The following is a 15775-nucleotide window of genomic DNA, read 5'->3' as shown; positions in this document are numbered from 1 at the left end:
ATCCAGACTGCCCTGTTGAGGGATTCTGGATTGCTTCGTCGCAAGAGCTCCTCGCAATGACGGCGCCTGTAGTGCATCGACGTCACCATCGCGATCATCACGCAGCATCGGCGACCCCATCGTCCCGTTTCGCCTCGGTCAATCGCCGCAAGCCGGGCCGCTCCGGCAGGTTGTGCGGCGTCCTGACATTCCAGACCAACCCGATCGCTTCGAGTGATCGGATCAGCCACCAGCCGGGATCGACCTGTCCCGGCAAAAGTCCGAGCTTCGCCGAGCCCGGATAGGCGTGATGGTTGTTGTGCCAGTTCTCGCCCATGCTGATCAGCGCGGCGAGGCGGACATTGTAGCCTTGGGCCGCGACGCCATCGACGCTCCAGATCTGATCGCCGCTTGTGTGGGAGAAGTGGCCGACCAGCCAGTGGCCGGTGACGCAGACGCTGACGCGCACGCAAATGCCCCAGACCAGCCAGTCCAGCGCGCCGATTGCAAAGAAGAGGAGGGCCCAGGGCAATTGCTGCAACATCCATGTGCGTTCGATGAAGGCATAGAACCGGTCACTGGCAAGCGGCGGCTCGAGCCGGAATCTTGGCGGATGGCGCAGCACCAGCCGGCAATGCAATTGCCACCAGGCATCGCGCCAGAAGCCGGCGCCGTGGCGGGAATATTCATGGCACGCGGGCTGGCGCTGCGCCCAGTCGCGGAAATCGTGCAGGCGGATCATGCCGAACGGCCCGGCCATGCCGACGAGCGTGCCGAGATAGACGAAGAGATGTTCCAGCCAGAGTGGGCAGTCGTAGCTCGCATGGATCAGCTTGCGGTGCATGCCGACGGAGTGCCCCGCGCAGAGCGTGACGGCGCTCGCTGCGAGGAAGAGTGCGAATGCCGACCAGGAGAAGCAGAGCGGCGCAAGCGCGATGGCGGCCGTCGTCATGCCCGCGAGCCACAGCGACTTCTGCGGCGCCCATTGCACATATCCGTCTACCGGATCGGTGTCAGAGGCGACAAAAATTCGTTCCGAACCCGGTCGCAAATCCATCTGATGATCCCGGCTGACCGCGGCGCGAGGAGCCGCGCAGGTCCGAAGCAGGCATCGCTCCGGCACACGCAGCCTGCTCACACAACTGCGGCGTGTCAACGCGCCGCGTTGGTATTTCCAATGTCGCAGGGCTGTCATAGGTTGATCGCAGGCCCGCACGATCAAAACACAACAAGCGGGCAGCGAGGAAACAGCCATGCAACAAATCCGCGTCTGCACCCACGCAGGTCCCGGCTCGGAGCCCGTGATCCGCACCGTGCCGTGGCCGAAGGTCGGCCGCAAGGCTGCGCTGATCAAGGTCGGCGCCTGCGGGGTTTGCGGCACCGATCTCCATATCCTCAAGGGGCACTGGCCGAAGCCGCTGCCCTGGCCGTTCACGCTGGGACACGAGCTCGGCGGCGTCATCGTCGAATGCGGCGACGAGTTCACCGAAGATTTCATGAGCAAGCCGCTCAAAGTTGGATCGAAAGTGATGATCCCGCCCTTGATGCCGTGCGGCCGCTGCTACTATTGCATCCACTATCCGCAAACCGCGAACAAATGCCTGACGCCGGTCTATTACGGCCGCTATCTCGGCTTCGACAAGGCGCCGCATTTGTGGGGCGGCTGGGCCGAATATGTCTATGTCGATCTCGACATGCTGCCGGGCACCAAGATCTACAAGCTGCCGGACGACATGTCGTTGCGCCTGGGTGCGCTGTCGGAGCCGCTGACCTCCTGCATTCGGGCCTTCAATCGTGCGACCCGCGCCGGCGGATTCAGCTGGGGCGACACCGTGGTGATCCAGGGCTCCGGCCCGATCGGCATTCTGGCGGTCGCGGCCGCCAGGGAGATGGGGGCGGGGCGCATCATCTGCGTCGGCGCGCCGGAGGAGCCGCGGCTCAAGCTGGCGCGTGAGTTCGGCGCCGAGGCGACCGTGAACATCGAGGAGCTGAAATCACCGCAGGATCGCATTGCGCGCGTCCGCGAGATCGTCGGCGGCTTCGGCGCCGATCTCGTGATGGACTGCTCGGGCCACCCCTCAGCCGGCCCCGAAGGCATCGAGATGCTGCGCGACGGCGGCACCTATGTCGAGATGGGCCAGTTCACCGACGCCGGCTCGATCGACACCTCCTGGCACCGCATCTGCACCAAGGATCTCAACGTGCTGGGATCCTGGGGCTTCACCGGCAACGACCTCCCGCTCGGCGTCGACATGCTCTACCGCACCCGTGACAAATACCCGTGGCTGAAAATGCAGACGATCTACCCGTTCACGGAAGCGGGCGTCGCGCAGGCCGTGCAGGACGCAATGGCGATGAAGACGGTGAAGGCGACGATCGTGCCGTGGCCGGAGCTGGTGGAGTAGACGATGCCGTCCGCGCCTCACGATCTCGCGGCGTTCCTGGTCGAAGCCAAACGCCGCACCTATGCGGGTCTCGATGACGATGCGACCGTTGCTGCGCCGCTGCTTACCGGCTCCAAGCAGCTCGAGCATCACGCGCCGCCTTATGCCTATCGCGATATCTATTTCGGGATGGGCTTCTTCGTCGGGCAGGAGACCGTGTCGCGGGATGAACGCGTCATCTGGTCGATGAGCTACAGCGGCGGCGTTCGTGCGGAGATCACGGAGCGGGAGATCTTCCTCGCCATCTACAAATTCCTGCGCCAGGCGTTGCTGCGCGTCGGCGTCGAAGAGCCTTACCGGGGACCTCGCCTGTTCGAGCAGGACGGCATGGCGTACCGCAACGAGATCGAAGGCGGTATCGATCGCGTCCACGGTGTGGAGACGATTGCCCGGCAGGATGGTACACCGCTTTATGAGCTGCGCTATGGTAGCGGCCTGCTGCGATAGACAAAATCCGTAGCCCGGGTGGAGCCGAGCGTAATCCGGGGACGTCCGTCCCGCATTCCGCTTTGCTCCATGCGGGCTAAAAGTCGGAGCCTGGAACGAGCGACGAAATGACCGACGAAAAGACACCCGAACCAGCCCGACAATCGCCCTTCCACGCCATCCGCGCGATCGACTACACGGTCATCTTCGTGCGCGACATGGCGCCGATGCGCCGCTTCTACGAAGACGTCCTCGCCTTTCCGCTCTCGCGCGAGCTGTCGCCGAACTGGATCGAGTACGGCCTCGGCAGCAACACGTTGGTGCTGGCAAGGCCGAGCCGCACCGCCAGCGATGCGCCGACGCCAGCGGGCAGCGCCTCGCTGCAGCTGGCCTTCAAGGTCTCTGCTGCAGAGGTCGACGCGTGCGCCGATGAACTCGTGCGGCAAGGCGTAGCGCTGCTGTCACCGCCGACCAACCAGCCCTTCGGCCATCGCACGCTGTTCTTCCGCGATCCCGACGGGAATCTGCTGGAGGTGTACGCCGAGATCTGAGAAATTCTATTTGACGTATCCCGACAACATGGCGTGCGCCCAGTCCGGACGGTTGTTGGCGAGCGCGCGCGCCGAGGCGGCCTCCCAGTCGTATTCGAGGGCCAGCAGCTCGACCTGCCAGCCCCTTTTGCCCTTGGTGAGGATCGCGTAGCGGGCGTGAGGCGAGCGGTGTTCCAGTTTCGCGGCAAAGGGAATGTCAGCGAAAACAGGGCATCCGACGCTGCCGGGATTGAGGACCAGACATTCGCGCGGCCCGTGAACGACGGCCGGGCGGTGGCTATGGCCACACAGCACCACGCGCGCCGCCGGCCCGCTCGCAAGGCGTGCTTCCAGCACGTCGCGGCGTGCCGGCACGAAGCGGCCGTCGTCGAGTGCGTCCTCCAGCAGGCACGCCGTATCGCTGTCGGGCGTGCCATGGCAGGCCAGGATGCCGTCGTCCAGCCGCAGCTGGGAGGGCAGGTTGTGAAGCGCGCGGCGCTGCTCTGCAGTCAGTGCGTTTCGCGCAAACAGACCTGCCGGCGAGAGCTTGTCGTCCGGAAACTCCTCGATCCAGCGATCATGATTTCCGCGCACGGTCGGCAACGACAGCGATTGGAGGAATTCGAACGTTTCCCTCGGCCACAACGGGCTGGTGACGCAGTCGCCGAGGTTGACTATCCGATCGACGCCCCGCGTCTTGATATCCGCCAGCACCGCCTCCAGCGCGGCGAGATTGCCGTGGATGTCGGAAATGACCGCCAATCGCATCTTTATTCCCCATATCGCCAGACCTGAGCGTGGCTCGGCTATAGGCCGATCCCGCCGCGCCAAGGTTAATCGAGCTGGCCGCAAAAATCCGCTGCAAGCTTCAGGCGCGGCTCGCCGTCAAGCCATGCATCACGGCTATGGTGATTTCCGGGCGCTTGGCGTAAAGAGCGCCCAGATCAAATCAGCGTGCGGTCGGGCCGTTTGCCGCGCACGCAGCTCGGGGCGCCGGTTCACCGTTTGCGCGCCTGAATCAAACAAGGTTTCCCATCTCGTGTCTCTTCCGGCCCTGACCCCGCCGCTCGCCCGCGCTTTGGCCGAGCGGAACTATGATTCACTGACGCCCGTCCAGCTCGCGGTGCTCGCCCATGAAGCCACCAGCCGCGACCTCCTGGTCTCGGCCCAGACCGGTTCCGGCAAGACCGTCGCTTACGGCTTGGCCATCGCAAAGAACATCCTCGATGACGCCGAGCAGTTCGCACCAGCGGCCGCGCCGCTCGCCTTGATCGTGGCGCCGACCCGCGAACTCGCGCTCCAGGTTCAGCGCGAGCTGGCCTGGCTCTATGGGCATGCCGGCGGGCGTGTCGTCTCTTGCGTTGGCGGCATGGATCCGCGGCGCGAGCAGCGCGAGCTCGCCGCCGGCGCGCATATCGTCGTCGGCACCCCCGGGCGTCTGTGCGATCATCTGCGGCGCGGCCGTCTCGACATTTCCGAGCTCGCCGCGGTTGTGCTCGACGAAGCCGACGAGATGCTCAATCTCGGCTTTCGCGAGGACATGGAATTCATCCTCGAGACCACGCCGCAGACGCGCCGCACCTTGCTGTTCTCGGCGACGTTTCCGCGCGGCATCGTCGCGCTGGCGCGGCAATATCAGCGCGACGCCTTCCGGATCGAGGTCGCCGGCGACGAGGGCGGCCACGCCGATATCGAATACCGCGCGATCCGCATCGCGCCCGCCGACGTCGAGCATGCCGTCGTCAACGTGCTGCGCTTCTACGAGGCGCCGAGCGCGCTGGTGTTCTGCAGCACGCGCGATGCTGTCAGGCATTTGCAAGCCGCGCTCCTGGAGCGCGGCTTTTCGGTGGTCGCGCTGTCGGGTGAATTGACGCAGAACGAACGCACCCTGGCGCTGCAGTCGCTACGCGACGGGCGCGCCCGCGTCTGCGTTGCGACCGACGTTGCCGCCCGCGGCATCGACCTGCCGAGCCTCGACCTCGTCATCCATGCCGATTTGCCCAACGACGCCGAGGTCCTGCAGCATCGCTCGGGCCGCACCGGGCGCGCGGGCCGGAAGGGGACGAGCGTCCTGCTGGTGCCGCCCACGCGGCGGCGGCGCGCCGAGCTGCTGCTCGATCTCGCAGGGGTCGACGCGGTCTGGGGCACGGCGCCGCAGGCGGAAGACATTCGCAAGCTCGATCATGCGCGCATGAAGGACGTGCTGTTCACGGAGGAGACTGGTCCCGACGATCTGGCTTTGGCGCAATCGCTATTGGCCGAGCGCTCGGCCGAGGACATCGCCGCCGCGCTCGCGCGGCTTTATCGCGCGCGGCTGCCGTCGCCAGAGGACATCATCGATCCCGGCGAGCGAAGCGGCAGGCCGGAACGCGGGCGTGATAGGTCCGAACAGGGCGAGGACCGCGCCAAGCCGCGGTCGAAGGCTGGGAAATCCTCGAAGCACGCCATGGCGGATGGCAGCGTCTGGTTTCGCGCCGCCATCGGGCGCCGCAAGAACGCGGAAGCGCGCTGGCTGCTGCCGATGATCTGTCGCCGCGGCGGCATCGACAAGCGCGACATCGGCGCCATCAGGATCATGGACACCACTACCGAGTTCGAGATCTCCCAGCGGGTCGCCGAATCCTTTGCGGCGAAGATCAAGCGTCCCGACAAGGAAGACAGCATCCGGATCGAGCCGATGACGGATGCGCCTCACCGGCAAGACGCTCCTCAGGAGCGCCCCCGCGCGCCGCAGCGCGAGGCCGGCGCTCATCATGAACGGCGCGAGGATCGCCCGCGCGAGGCAGCCGGATTCAAGCCGCGCAGCAAGCCTCACGGCGAGCGCGCGCCGAAACTCGGCGATGCGCCTTCTTTCGCAAAGAAAAAGAAGCACAAGAACAAGCCCGGCCATGCAGAGCCTTCGGTCACGCCGTGGCCTGCGAAGGGCGCGCCCGAGAAAAATGCGAAGAAGAAGCGTCGGGGCTGATCTGCCGCTTTCCGGCCCCGGCCAGACTAACGCCGCCGAAGGCTCGCGCGGTGCGCTATGGCGCAATCAATCAGTAACATGGTGCCATCCGGACGCGCCTGCGAGCCCGCGCCTTCTCGAGTTGGCAGAATCCTTTTCGGCAAACTCAAAGCGGCAAGAGCGGCGCCTGCGGCGAGGCGTCGCTTGAATCGAATTTAATCAAGTCGAGAGTCTGAAAGCGAACTGAAGGTCCGATCCTGGTTGGTCATAGTTGGCATCGGCAGGGGGGCGAGAGCAGCTCATCAGCAGCATCCCTCCATTTTGAGAGTAGGGGCACTGGTTTCCCGGTGCGGCCCGCACCGGGGAGCTTCTGAGAGTCTTCAATCCAACATCTGGTTTCGCGTGAAAGGATGGAATGACGATGCATGATGCCAATGTGAAAGCCGAGACGAATGCCACTCCCGCGGGTGGGAATGGTGGTGCAAGGCTCAAGTTCGACGTGCCGTTTTTCAATATCCAGGAGATCTTCGGTGATCTTGCCGAGCAGGGCGCCGCGCGGGCCAAGGCAAATCTCGAGCAGATGAAGGCGGCTTCCGAGGAGATCACCGACGCTTTCCGCGAAGCCTGTGCGACCAATGCCACGCGTGCCGCCGACTACGGCACCAAGGTCATCGAAATATCGAAAATCAATACCAGCTCCGCCCTGGAATTCCTGTCCCAACTCGCCGATGCGAGGTCGTTTGCGGATGTCGTGAACCTCTCCACCACCCACAGCCGCAGGACCTTTGAAATGGCTTCCGGGCATAACCGGGAGCTTTGGGACCTTGCTCAGAAGGTTGCGACCGAGACGGCCGAGCCGATCAAGAAGAGCTTCAACCGGGTTCTGCACAGGGCAGCTTGAATCGAGGCTATCGGCCGCGTGAATCGGCGGACGAGCGTCTTCGCCAGAAGAGACGCCATCCGGCTGATGGCGGCGACGCCCTTCCGTGAAGGGATGCCGAGCTGGAGGAAATCAGATGGGTATGGTGATGATCAAGTGCCCGGAAACGGGCCGAGCCATTTCGACCGGCATCGAGATGGACCGCGAACGATTTCGGTGCAGTGCAGTGTTCTTCTCTCGCACCTATTGCGAGATGTGTGCGGCAACGCACGAGTGGTTTGCCAAGGAGGCCTGGGTCTACGAAACGGGAAGTCCGGGGGTAGGCAGTCGTTCCGCGCGGGGGCGGCGTGAAGAAGCAGCCTGACGGCGTCCTGCGAAGCAATCCGATCAATTTGCCCGGGGACGGGCATTACGTCGCGGCGAGGTCGCGCAGCATGTAGGTCGCGCCGTCGCCGTAGGATGCGAGCTTTGCGTGCAACTCGGCGTCCGCCGTCACGGTCCGAAAGCCGACGCGTTCCCATAGCGGCGGCGTGCCGTAGACCGAGACCAGCGCGAGCGTTCTGATGCGTGATGCACGCGCCAGCTTCTCGATATCACCGACATAAGCGCGCACGCCGCCGCCGCGGAACTCCGGCAATACGGCGACGTCGTGGATGTAGAGACAGTCGGCGCGAGCGGGCAATGCTTGCAGAAAGCCGTCGAGCGGCGGAATTCGGTACCGCATCCAGGGATGTGCCAGTCCGTAGCCGATGATGCCCTGGTCCGTATCGAGCACGCCGCAGCCCTCCGGGCAAAGCCTGATCTTCTCCGCCAGCACCTCTTCGCGTTCGGGCAACGCCGGATGGATGCGTGCCGCAATCGCGCTTATCGCAGGAAGGTCGGAGGCGCGCGCGGGACGCCAATGCGGCTTGCTCATGTCGATCCGTCGTTCCGTGGTGTCCTTCCAATCTATTCCGCCGCGGCGATGCGCGCAGCGGGAAAGATCCTGGCGGTCGTTATCGCGGATATTCCAGCTGCATCGCCACGAAGTCGGCCGTGCGTGCTCCATAGCGCGTCTCGATCGCGCGCAGCGTTTCGTCCAGCGCCCGCGCCGGCGGCGAGGCGCCGGAATCCGGCACAGCCTGCTCCGCCGGCCAGCTCCCGGCAATGCGGTCCGGCAGGATGCGAAGACCGCTGCGGCTGGTCCGCGCCTCTGCCGTGGCGGCGAAGGTGAGGGCGCGCGAGCGGTAGGTGCGCGACCACGCATCGGCGATCAGGGCGAGCGAGACCTCGTCGACATCAGGCGTCAACGCGATGCCGAGTTGCTCGCGCTTCCAGAATGCGAGCGTGTTTGCGATCGCCGTCAGCGCGAAGGGGCGTGTGAAGCTGAACGCGTCGCTGCGGTGGCGTGCGTCCCATCGCGCAAGGCCGATGTCGCCGGCGACCGCCTCGGCCTTGGCGCGGCCGGCGATCGCCTCGATCAAGGTGAGGGCCATCGGCATGGATGCGGTGATGCCAGTGGTCGTCGCGACGCCCTGGTCGACGACCAGCCTGCGGTCCGCCGCGTAGCGGATCGTCGAATGCTTCTTCAGATCACCCACGGAATACCAATGCGTCGTGGCCCGCTTGCCGTCGAGCAGCCCGGTGTTGGCAACAACCGTGGCACCGACGCACACGCCGATCACAATCGCGCCCTTGCCGGCTTGGCTCCTGATCCAGTGCAAGACCGTTGCGTCGTCGTCGCGGCTCATCGCCGGCACGATGACGTAGTCGGCGCCATCGGGGTGCGCGGCATCGAACTCGGCGATGGTCGCATGCGGCTGCACCTTGAGGGCGGGATAGAGCGTGACGGGCCCTGGCTGCGTCGACAAGGTGAGGACGTCGGCAATGTCGGCGCGGGCGAGAATGCCGTAGGGCATCAGGTAATCGGTGGTCTCGCTCATGTCGTTGATGCCGACGATGGCGATCAAGGGTCGCTTGCGTTTCGGCGGTTTCAGCGCCGCCAGGGTCGATTCGGTTTCGTCTCTGGAAATCGCAGGCGCGGGTCCCGAGGCTGGCGCGGCTGGCAGCAGGAGCAGCCAGGTCGCGCCGATCCCTGCCAGCAATGTCATGCCGCCGAGGGCAGTCCACGCCAGATTGCGCCAGCTCATCATGATGTCACCCGCTCGTCTCACGCGGCGCGGAAGCTATCCGGTCGCATCGACGTCAGGAATGACGCAAATCCGGCAAAAACGGTCATGCCGCGCGGCGATCCATCGCAGGATCGCCGCACGTCTGCAGAGGCTCTATCGCAGCCCCTCATACACCATCAGCCCGCGCGCGATCTGCAATTTGCGGATGGCGCGCGGCAGGAGTTTCTCCGGCTGGTGCAGGTAGCGCCAGGAAGTGAGGGTGAAGGCGGACAACGTGCCGCATTCGTCGTCGAACGGCGCGAGCACGCCGGTGACGCTGACCGGCGTATGCGGGCGGGCGTTGAAGGGCAGCAACAGGAGCTCGAGATGCGCCTTGCTGCCGTCCTCGCGCGCGGCGGTGACGCCGGCGATCGCGCCCAGCGTCTCGTCGGCGACGATCGTCGTGATTTCCTCGATCTCGCTGCGGCTTGCTTCTGTGAACAGCGCCGCAAAGCTGCGGTCCTTGAGGTCGGTTCCCGCGAGCGCGCAGACGCGCGTGCCGGCGACGCGGAACGGGAAGCCGAGGTTCGGCTCGCAGGACAGCACGAAGATGTCGCCGAGCAGGCCGCGGACCGCGGCCGGGTCGATGTCGGCCCGGTCAGGAGCCCGTGCAGTGCCGCGCTTCTTGTCCCAATACGCGAAGAACGCGCGGCTCGACGGATGTTTCATGACTGAACGCTCGCCCCGGGGGTGCAACCTCGAAGGGACAGACTTGTCCCGCTTCAGTGCACCCGCGATCCCTTCTGTTGTTGTGCAGGAGGGGATTTGCAGCGTCCATGCCGCCGGCGCGTTTTGAGGCTTCTTGGGCCGGCCTTTACGTCGTTAACGTTAAATTAACTATGCGCTTCGTGCCGGCCGCGCGCCTGCTATGGTGACCGCGGTCGCAAGCCTCGCCGCTTTTCTCCAGGTTCTCGGCGGGGCCTGTACAGGGCGTCAAACAGTTTGGTCACGGGCCGCGGGGAGGGGTGGGGATACGCCTTATCTCTCCGGCCACCGGAAGACCGACACGGACAGGCAGGGCTTCGGCCCTGCCTTTTCCTTTTGTGCACTTGCGCAGGGACGGCAAAGGCGCCTATCTCCAAGTCTGTCGCCCCGATGTCGCCCGAAAGCGAAGCTGCCTTGGATTCCCCGCAAGATTCGTCGCCGCAAGGTCCTGAGCCGGGCCCGCCGGCCGTCGTGGAGGCTCCGCGCGAGCCGATCCTGACGCTGCCTCCGGCGCTGACCGCCTATATCCTGCTGCTGGCGGTGATCCATCTGCACGTGCTGCTACCGCCCGAGCTCGAGAACTGGACCATCGACGTCTTCGGCTTCATCCCGAAGCGCTACGATTCCTCGCTGCTCAATCTGCAGATCCCGGGCGGGGCGGGGGCGAAGGTCTGGACCTTCGTCACCTATTCGCTGCTGCACGCCAATCTCACCCATCTCGGCTTCAACGTGCTGTGGCTCTTGCCGTTCGGCAGCGCGTTGGCGCGGCGTTTCGGCACCGTCAGGTTCTTCGTCTTCCTGGCCGTGACGGCGGCGGCCGGCGCGCTCGCCCATCTCATCACCCATGAGCATGCGGTGGCGCCGATGATCGGCGCCTCGGCCTCAGTGTCGGGCGCGATGGCAGCCGCAATCCGCTTTGCCTTCGTCCGCGGCAGCTTCCTGTCGTTCAGCCGATCGGATGCCGATACCGCCGCGAAAGTTCCGGCGCTGCCGCTGTCGCGCGCGCTACGCGACGGGCGGGTGGTCGGCTTCCTCGCCGTCTGGTTCGGCATCAACATCATCTTCGGCGTGGGCGCGATCGGGGTCGATGCGGAAACCACGAGCGTGGCCTGGCAGGCGCATATCGGCGGCTTCTTCGCCGGCCTGTTGTTGTTCGCGCTGTTCGATCCCGTGCCGCGCGTGCGAAGCGATGCTGCGGATGCGTCATCACGGGACGTTTCAGATCGTATCTGAAGCGGCGCTTGCGACGCGGCCCGAATTCATCCATCATTCCCGCGAAGAATGTTCCAAAGCGACACGTCCTTAGCGAAGATGCTTCGCAAAGCGCACGAGCGTGAAACCGGCGCTGTAACTGTTAGTTGAAGACTCGCGAACAAGTCCGAACCGCCAAAGGCGGACGGCTCGGATTCAGGGAGGCGACAATGACGGTACGTTCCATTCTGAACACCAAGGGCCACCAGATCATGAGCGTCGAGCCCGATGCCAAGCTGGCGGACGCGATCAAGCTGCTCGGCGAGAAGAAGATCGGCGCGGTGCTGGTGATGAGCCAGAGCCGGCTCGAGGGCATCCTGTCGGAGCGCGACATTGTGCGCGTGCTCGGCGAGCGCGGCGCCGGCGTGCTGGAGGCGCCGGTCTCGGAGGTGATGACCCGCAAGGTCGTGACCTGCAAGGAGACCGACACCGTCGCCGAGCTCATGGAGATGATGACGACCGGCAAGTTCCGTCATCTGCCCGTGATCGACAACGGCAAGGTGGTCGGCCTGATCTCGATCGGCGACATCGTCAAGCGCCGCGTCCAGGAATACGAGAGCGAGCAGGAAGCCCTGCGCGACTACATCAAGACTGCCTGATCAGGCCAAGTCTCCCGCTTTCGGCTCGTCCGCTTTCGGCGCGATGCCCGCGGGCGCCGGCGCCAGCACGTGGATCGCCTCCTGGATGGACTCCAGTGCACGCTCCGCAGCGCGCGTGCCATGTGCGATCAGGTCTTCGGAGCGGTGGAAGTCGAACCAGCCGAACTGACCGACCCGCGGCGTGATCAGCATGTCGGGCGGATCGCCGGCGAGACGGGCGCGGGTGATGCGGTCCTGCATGATGTTGAAGGCGTCCACCATCACCGAGGAGATGCCGGGCCGGCCGTTACCGCCGAAGAACTCGCGCTTCATCGTCTTCTCGGGCGAGAACAGGCGCGGGAAGCGCCGCTTCGCCGTCGGCTCCTCGGCCACCGGTACGACCGGGGCGGGCACTGCGCCGTGCGAATAGATCGTGGTGGAATGGGTGAAGATGTCGCTGGAAAGATTTGCGGCGATGACGATTTCGGCGCCGAGCGCGCGGGCGGCCGAGACCGGCACCGGGTTCACCAGCGCGCCGTCGACCAGCCAGCGGTCGCCGATCAGCACGGGCGCGAAGATGCCGGGCAGGGCGTATGAGGCGCGCATGGCATCGACCACGCGGCCGCGCGTCAGCCAGATCTCGTGGCCGGTGCGAACCTCGGTCGCGACGCTCGCGAACTTGATGGGCAGGTCCTCGATCAGGATCTGCCCGATCGCCTCCTCGAGCCGGGTCGCGAGCTTCTCGCCACCGAGCAGGCCGGAGCCGTTGAGACGGATATCGAGATAGCCGAGAATGTTGCGCATCCCTTGCAGGCTGCGCCCCCATTCCTCGAACGTATCGAGCCGGCCGGCCGCGTGGAGGCCGCCGACCACGGCGCCGATTGACGTGCCGACCACGACATCGGGCACGATTCCATTGGCAATCAGGGTCCTCAGGATTCCGATATGGGCAAAGCCGCGCGCCGCGCCGCCGCCGAGGGCAAGGCCGATCACCGGCCGGCGGATGCTGCCCAAGCCAACTTTTTCGCCGACTTTTTCGCCCACTTTCTCGCCGTTCGAGCCGTTCGCGCCCCGGCCTTTCAATCTGTCCAGCACCGAAACTCTCCTACGCCGGGCCAGCCCGCATCGTCAGACTAGGCATCGCACTTGCGCTTCGCCATATCAGGCGCGAAGCATGGTTTATGCCGCTTTGGAAAGGGCACGGGGCAGGAATATGGCGAGGGCCGGTTGCCACGGGACTAATCACGCAGCCGTCAAGCCGGTTCCACCGAAGGTCCAGGGCCGTATTTCCTGGGGTTTCAGAGGCTTGAATTTGCCGCGTTTTCGGTGAAAAGCAGGAAGCATGACACGCGGGGGTGACGGCATCGGCGGATGGCGGCGCAGCAGCAGGCTGCTGCCGGCGCTCGTCCTTGCCGTATGCCTCTTTACTTCCGGCCGAAATGCCGCCCAGGCGCAGCTTTTCTCGGATCGTCCGCCGCCGGTACCGCCGGCCTCGGTGCCCGACCCAGGCAACGCTGTCAGCCTGGCGCCGCCCTCCGGGCTGGGCGCGGGACCGCCAAGCCTGCCGCCGACCCTGATGCAGCCGGCGACCCCGAGCATGCCACCGCCCGCTGTCTCGACCGTGCCGCCCGCCGCCCCGCTGAATGCGGCCGTGCCCGGACAGGGCGTGCTGTCGCTGACGGCGAAATACGGCAAGGACTCGGCGCCGATCACCAGCGGCCTGGTCTGGCGCGTGTTTGCCGACCGGCCTGACGAGAACGGCACCTTCAAGCTGATCCGCGAGGACCGCAGCGGGACGCCGAACATCGTGCTGCCGCCCGGCAATTATGTCGTCCACGTCGCCTTCGGCCTCGTCAGCGCGGTGCGCACCGTCAGCCTGAAGTCCGAGACCAATCGCGAATCCTTCGTGCTGCCGGCCGGCGGCCTGCGCATCGAGGGCCGCGTCGGCACCAGCCGCATTCCGCAGAACCAGATCTCATTCGCGATCTACAAGGGCAGCCAGTTCGAATCCGGCGAGCGCGCTTCCCTGGTGCCGAACGTCGCCGCCGGCGACGTCGTGCTGATCCCGGAGGGCACCTATTACATCGTCTCCAACTACGGCGATGCCAATTCGGTGGTGCGCTCGGACATCCGCGTCCAGGCCGGCAAGCTCACCGACGTCACCATCACCCACCGCGCCGCCGTCATCACGCTCAAGCTGGTCAGCGACAGGGGCGGCGAGGCGCTCGCCAACACCGCCTGGTCGGTGCTGACCCCCGGCGGCGACGTCATCAAGGAATCGATCGGCGCGTTCCCGCGCGTCGTGCTGTCCGAAGGCGAGTACCGCGCCATCGCCAAGAACGAGGGCAAGGTCTACGAGCGCGGATTCAACGTCGTCAACGGCGTCGACGGCGAAGTCGAGGTCATCGCGCGCTAAGGGCAGCCGGCGGCGAGAGGCTCCGGCACGACGATTCTCATCGCGCGCACGGATGTGCATCTTCTGTTACCGTCGCCGTCAGTGGGTTTCTGCCAGGTAACCTCGGACCCCTCTCCGTGTTCTGTTGTGAACACTGGTAGCGTCATCATTACGTGCAGGGGCCAGCAAACACCGGCGGCATCGGCTTATTCCAGCAGCAGCGCGTCTTGCTTACGATCGTGGACGGTACGTATTTCCGATAATCAATTTTATTCTCTTTCCATCCTGCTGCGCTATATGTCTGGCGTCCGTCCAACGGGGGGGAAGCCGGAGCAGGCTCATGCCTTGCAGGACCGGCATGGAGCAGGGGACCAGGCTTGTCGACATGTTCGAAGTGATCCTCACCAGGCGCAAGCGGTTCGGCTGGCGGTGGCAGGTGTGCGACCAGTCCGGCAAGATATTTGCCGACGGCTTCGAGCGCACGCGCCCGTCCGCCAAATATCAGGGCGAACGCGCGTTGTTCTTCCTGCTGTCCCAGGCCTATTTGCGCAACCGCTCGGCGGCCTCCAGCGAGGATTAGCGGGGTAGGCCACCATCCCTTGCGTTGCCCGACGGGCAAAACACGCGAGCGCTAGGTCAACGCACGCGGACGAAAATATTCCGCTTTACCGAAATTCGGAAATCGCGTATGTGTCGCGCAACCCGGCCCAAGGAAGAGGGGCGTATCGCGATCGTCACGAACGCGGGACGGGGGGCGGTGGACGCTGATGGCGTTGGCGCGAAAGGGTTTGCAGGGCGAGAGCCGTGAGCAAAGACCTCGCGCATACCACCGGTGTCATCGGCGTACGGCAAAATCGTGTGGTCCTGGCGCCCGGGGTCTGTGCGCCAAGTCTTGTGGTGATGTGAGCGGCCCAACCGGGCCCACGCGTCAGCAATCCGCAAGGCGACGGGGGCAATAGTGCATCGCTCCCCGGGGAGAGCACGACATAAGCCGTAAAGCCACTGCGCAGGGAAGGCCGGATGTTTGGCTTCACCTGTATGCCGCTGTGCAAATTCTTCGTTGCCACCTTTCGCACAGTGGACCGTGGGTGCCCGGCCGGCACCCGGTCTTCCCTGCGCCCTCTTTCAATTATGAGGGTGAGCGAGAAGCAAAGCTCGGGCGAGAAATGCCGCGAGGATGCGGAAGCGTGTCTGCAAGCGAAATGCGAATTGAAGAACGGCGCTGCCCACCACACACTCCGTCATTGCGAGCGCAGCGAAGCAATCCAGGAATGCATCCGCGGAAGATTCTGGATTGCTTCGCTGCGCTCGCAATGAAGGTGTTGAGGCAGGTGCGCGCCAAAGCTCCGCTCTCGTGCCCCGGCTCTGCGCCGCACCGCTTACTCGTCGCGTCCGGGACACGAGAGCATCGCCTTCGCGCAACCGTCACAGTCTCTAACGCCCACTAACCAACACCTGACTTAAAACTGTCATAATCGCTGAATGGAACCCGC

General features: G+C 65.1%; 17 protein-coding genes. 11 read left to right on the top strand and 6 right to left on the bottom strand.

All coding sequences use genetic code 11. The features are described from left to right. Positions 1–97: 97 nt before the first annotated feature. The gene (locus I6F16_RS20200) at positions 98–1036 is read right to left on the bottom strand and encodes an acyl-CoA desaturase (RefSeq protein WP_225115093.1); all 939 of its coding nucleotides are present in this window, start codon (positions 1034–1036) and stop codon (positions 98–100) included. Between the two features lie 196 nt (positions 1037–1232). Here I6F16_RS20200 and I6F16_RS20195 point away from each other — a divergent pair, with 196 nt between their 5' ends. The 3 genes from I6F16_RS20195 (at position 1233) to I6F16_RS20185 (ending at position 3400) form a co-directional block, all read left to right on the top strand. Further along, on the top strand, positions 1233–2384 hold the full coding sequence (locus I6F16_RS20195; protein ID WP_225115092.1) for a zinc-binding dehydrogenase: 1152 nt from the start codon (positions 1233–1235) through the stop codon (positions 2382–2384). 3 nt (positions 2385–2387) lie between these two features. Continuing rightward, positions 2388–2870 carry a DUF5680 domain-containing protein gene (locus I6F16_RS20190; protein WP_225115091.1) on the top strand — a complete coding sequence of 161 codons (483 nt, stop codon included), beginning with the start codon at positions 2388–2390 and terminating at the stop codon, positions 2868–2870. A gap of 107 nt (positions 2871–2977) precedes the next feature. Beyond that, a complete protein-coding gene (locus I6F16_RS20185) occupies positions 2978–3400 on the top strand; it encodes a VOC family protein (RefSeq protein ID WP_036015254.1) in 423 nt (140 codons plus the stop codon). Positions 3401–3406: 6 nt separating this feature from the next. On the opposite strand, the gene I6F16_RS20180 is transcribed toward I6F16_RS20185, so the two are convergent. Then, positions 3407–4147: a metallophosphoesterase family protein gene (locus I6F16_RS20180; protein WP_225115090.1), complete on the bottom strand. Its 741-nt coding sequence runs from the start codon at positions 4145–4147 to the stop codon at positions 3407–3409. Between the two features lie 271 nt (positions 4148–4418). Between I6F16_RS20180 and I6F16_RS20175 the strand changes: the two genes are divergently transcribed. From I6F16_RS20175 to I6F16_RS20165, 3 genes are all read left to right on the top strand, one after another. Next, entirely contained in the window at positions 4419–6344 is a 1926-nt protein-coding gene (locus I6F16_RS20175; RefSeq protein WP_225115089.1) for a DEAD/DEAH box helicase, read from the top strand. 394 nt (positions 6345–6738) lie between these two features. Next, complete coding sequence (locus I6F16_RS20170) at positions 6739–7224, top strand: phasin (protein WP_225115088.1); 486 nt, start codon at positions 6739–6741, stop codon at positions 7222–7224. A gap of 115 nt (positions 7225–7339) precedes the next feature. Next, on the top strand, positions 7340–7567 hold the full coding sequence (locus tag I6F16_RS20165; RefSeq protein ID WP_225115087.1) for a hypothetical protein: 228 nt from the start codon (positions 7340–7342) through the stop codon (positions 7565–7567). A gap of 45 nt (positions 7568–7612) precedes the next feature. Here I6F16_RS20165 and I6F16_RS20160 read toward each other — a convergent pair whose 3' ends face one another. From I6F16_RS20160 to I6F16_RS20150, 3 genes are all read right to left on the bottom strand, one after another. Beyond that, a complete protein-coding gene (locus I6F16_RS20160; protein ID WP_225115086.1) occupies positions 7613–8119 on the bottom strand; it encodes a GNAT family N-acetyltransferase in 507 nt (168 codons plus the stop codon). Positions 8120–8198: 79 nt separating this feature from the next. Further along, complete coding sequence (locus I6F16_RS20155) at positions 8199–9332, bottom strand: DJ-1/PfpI family protein (protein WP_225115095.1); 1134 nt, start codon at positions 9330–9332, stop codon at positions 8199–8201. Between the two features lie 135 nt (positions 9333–9467). After that, positions 9468–10022 (bottom strand): PAS domain-containing protein, encoded by a 555-nt coding sequence (locus I6F16_RS20150; protein ID WP_036029643.1) that lies wholly within the window; start codon positions 10020–10022, stop codon positions 9468–9470. 450 nt (positions 10023–10472) lie between these two features. On the opposite strand from I6F16_RS20150, the gene I6F16_RS20145 reads away from it, so the two are divergent. Beyond that, entirely contained in the window at positions 10473–11291 is an 819-nt protein-coding gene (locus I6F16_RS20145) for a rhomboid family intramembrane serine protease (protein ID WP_036015285.1), read from the top strand. A gap of 188 nt (positions 11292–11479) precedes the next feature. Beyond that, positions 11480–11908 carry a CBS domain-containing protein gene (locus I6F16_RS20140; RefSeq protein WP_036015240.1) on the top strand — a complete coding sequence of 143 codons (429 nt, stop codon included), beginning with the start codon at positions 11480–11482 and terminating at the stop codon, positions 11906–11908. Here the strand turns inward: I6F16_RS20140 and I6F16_RS20135 are convergent, their stop codons facing one another. After that, positions 11909–12982, bottom strand: a complete 1074-nt coding sequence (locus I6F16_RS20135) for a patatin-like phospholipase family protein (protein WP_036015237.1) — start codon at positions 12980–12982, stop codon at positions 11909–11911. A 247-nt stretch (positions 12983–13229) separates the two neighbouring features. Here I6F16_RS20135 and I6F16_RS20130 point away from each other — a divergent pair, with 247 nt between their 5' ends. The 3 genes from I6F16_RS20130 to I6F16_RS20120 all read left to right on the top strand — a co-directional run bounded on the left by I6F16_RS20130 (position 13230) and on the right by I6F16_RS20120 (position 15599). Next, positions 13230–14303, top strand: a complete 1074-nt coding sequence (locus I6F16_RS20130) for a hypothetical protein (RefSeq protein WP_109143309.1) — start codon at positions 13230–13232, stop codon at positions 14301–14303. Between the two features lie 319 nt (positions 14304–14622). Then, positions 14623–14862 (top strand): hypothetical protein, encoded by a 240-nt coding sequence (locus I6F16_RS20125; protein WP_225115011.1) that lies wholly within the window; start codon positions 14623–14625, stop codon positions 14860–14862. A gap of 440 nt (positions 14863–15302) precedes the next feature. Next, entirely contained in the window at positions 15303–15599 is a 297-nt protein-coding gene (locus I6F16_RS20120) for a hypothetical protein (RefSeq protein ID WP_225151349.1), read from the top strand. The last annotated feature ends 176 nt before the right edge of the window (positions 15600–15775 follow it).

It is taken from the genome of Bradyrhizobium sp. IC4060, from assembly GCF_020193715.1.
Classification (GTDB): Bacteria; Pseudomonadota; Alphaproteobacteria; order Rhizobiales; family Xanthobacteraceae; genus Bradyrhizobium; species Bradyrhizobium yuanmingense.
This window is presented reverse-complemented; position numbering and strand designations above follow the sequence as displayed.

Excerpts from the sequence above, each read along its gene's own strand:
- I6F16_RS20200 (WP_225115093.1), bottom strand. The coding sequence starts at position 1,036 with ATGGATTTGCGACCGGGTTCGGAACGAATTTTTGTCGCCTCTGACACC.
- I6F16_RS20195 (WP_225115092.1), top strand. The coding sequence starts at position 1,233 with ATGCAACAAATCCGCGTCTGCACCCACGCAGGTCCCGGCTCGGAGCCC.
- I6F16_RS20190 (WP_225115091.1), top strand. The coding sequence starts at position 2,388 with ATGCCGTCCGCGCCTCACGATCTCGCGGCGTTCCTGGTCGAAGCCAAA.
- I6F16_RS20185 (WP_036015254.1), top strand. The coding sequence starts at position 2,978 with ATGACCGACGAAAAGACACCCGAACCAGCCCGACAATCGCCCTTCCAC.
- I6F16_RS20180 (WP_225115090.1), bottom strand. The coding sequence starts at position 4,147 with ATGCGATTGGCGGTCATTTCCGACATCCACGGCAATCTCGCCGCGCTG.
- I6F16_RS20170 (WP_225115088.1), top strand. The coding sequence starts at position 6,739 with ATGACGATGCATGATGCCAATGTGAAAGCCGAGACGAATGCCACTCCC.
- I6F16_RS20165 (WP_225115087.1), top strand. The coding sequence starts at position 7,340 with ATGGGTATGGTGATGATCAAGTGCCCGGAAACGGGCCGAGCCATTTCG.
- I6F16_RS20160 (WP_225115086.1), bottom strand. The coding sequence starts at position 8,119 with ATGAGCAAGCCGCATTGGCGTCCCGCGCGCGCCTCCGACCTTCCTGCG.
- I6F16_RS20155 (WP_225115095.1), bottom strand. The coding sequence starts at position 9,332 with ATGAGCTGGCGCAATCTGGCGTGGACTGCCCTCGGCGGCATGACATTG.
- I6F16_RS20150 (WP_036029643.1), bottom strand. The coding sequence starts at position 10,022 with ATGAAACATCCGTCGAGCCGCGCGTTCTTCGCGTATTGGGACAAGAAG.
- I6F16_RS20140 (WP_036015240.1), top strand. The coding sequence starts at position 11,480 with ATGACGGTACGTTCCATTCTGAACACCAAGGGCCACCAGATCATGAGC.
- I6F16_RS20130 (WP_109143309.1), top strand. The coding sequence starts at position 13,230 with ATGACACGCGGGGGTGACGGCATCGGCGGATGGCGGCGCAGCAGCAGG.
- I6F16_RS20125 (WP_225115011.1), top strand. The coding sequence starts at position 14,623 with ATGCCTTGCAGGACCGGCATGGAGCAGGGGACCAGGCTTGTCGACATG.
- I6F16_RS20120 (WP_225151349.1), top strand. The coding sequence starts at position 15,303 with ATGTTTGGCTTCACCTGTATGCCGCTGTGCAAATTCTTCGTTGCCACC.